Annotated in this window: 1 pseudogene; it reads right to left on the reverse strand. The window is 67.4% G+C overall.

Annotation, left to right across the window (positions count from 1 at the left end):
* Positions 1 to 19: 19 nt before the first annotated feature.
* Positions 20 to 951: pseudogene (locus AOQ37_RS38185) on the reverse strand (IS5 family transposase).
* Between the last annotated feature and the right edge of the window lie 58 nt (positions 952 to 1,009).

The following is a 1,009-nucleotide window of genomic DNA, read 5'->3' on the forward strand; positions in this document are numbered from 1 at the left end:
CTAGGGACTGTTTCTCGGATCATGTGCGGAGCCAGATGATGAGTGCGGCGAGGGTGACGGTGCCGAGGTAGATGTAGGCCCGTTTCTCGTAGCGTGTGGCGACGGCACGGAAGCCTTTCAGGCGGTTGATGGCCCGCTCGACGGTGTTGCGTTTCTTGTAGTGCTCGCGGTCGAACCCGGTGGGCCGGCCGCCGCGAGAACCGCGGGCATGGCGGTGTCTGCGCTGGTCGAGTCGCTCGGGGATGGTGTGTGATATCCCGCGTCGTCGCAGGTAGCGGCGGTTTTCGCGGGACGTGTAGGCCTTGTCGGCCAGCACATGGTCGGGCCGGGTTCGGGGCCGGCCCACTCCGATGCGGGGCACCGACACCTGCTCCAGGACGGGCCGGAGTTGAGGGCCGTCTCCGTAATGTCCGGGTGTCAGGAGGAAGGCGAGGGGTCGGCATCGTCCGTCGGCTGCGAGGTGGATCTTGGTGGTGAAGCCGCCGCGGGAGCGTCCCAGACATTCGCCGACCTGACCACCTCCTCCAGTCGGACGGCCAGTTTCCGAAGCGCCGGATTGACCTGGTTCGTCCCCCGGCCGGGCCCCCTTTGAAGAACCGTGGCGGACGGCGTCTTCCGTGCGCCGGCGGCGTGCTGGTGGGCACGCACCGCCGTGGAGTCCACCGACACGTCCCAGTCGATCCCGCCCGCGGCGTCCTCCGCGGCCTGCACCTTCGACAGCAGCATCTGCCAGGTCCCGTCGGCCGACCAGCGCCGATGGCGCTTGTAGACCGTCTCCCACGGACCGAACCGCTCCGGAAGATCCCGCCACTGCACCCCCGTGCGAACCCGGTACAGCACCCCGTTGATCACTCGACGGTGATCACTCCACCGGCCCCCACGCGAACCACCACGAGGTAAGAACGACTCCAGCCGATTCCACTCCGCATTCGTCAGGTCACCACGTCCCATGCAGCCAGCCTGCCCCCAACACCCCATTCACGAAGGCAGATCCGAGAAACAGCGCCTA

The sequence above is a fragment of the Streptomyces maremycinicus genome (assembly GCF_001184025.1).
Classification (GTDB): Bacteria; Actinomycetota; Actinomycetes; order Streptomycetales; family Streptomycetaceae; genus Streptomyces; species Streptomyces maremycinicus.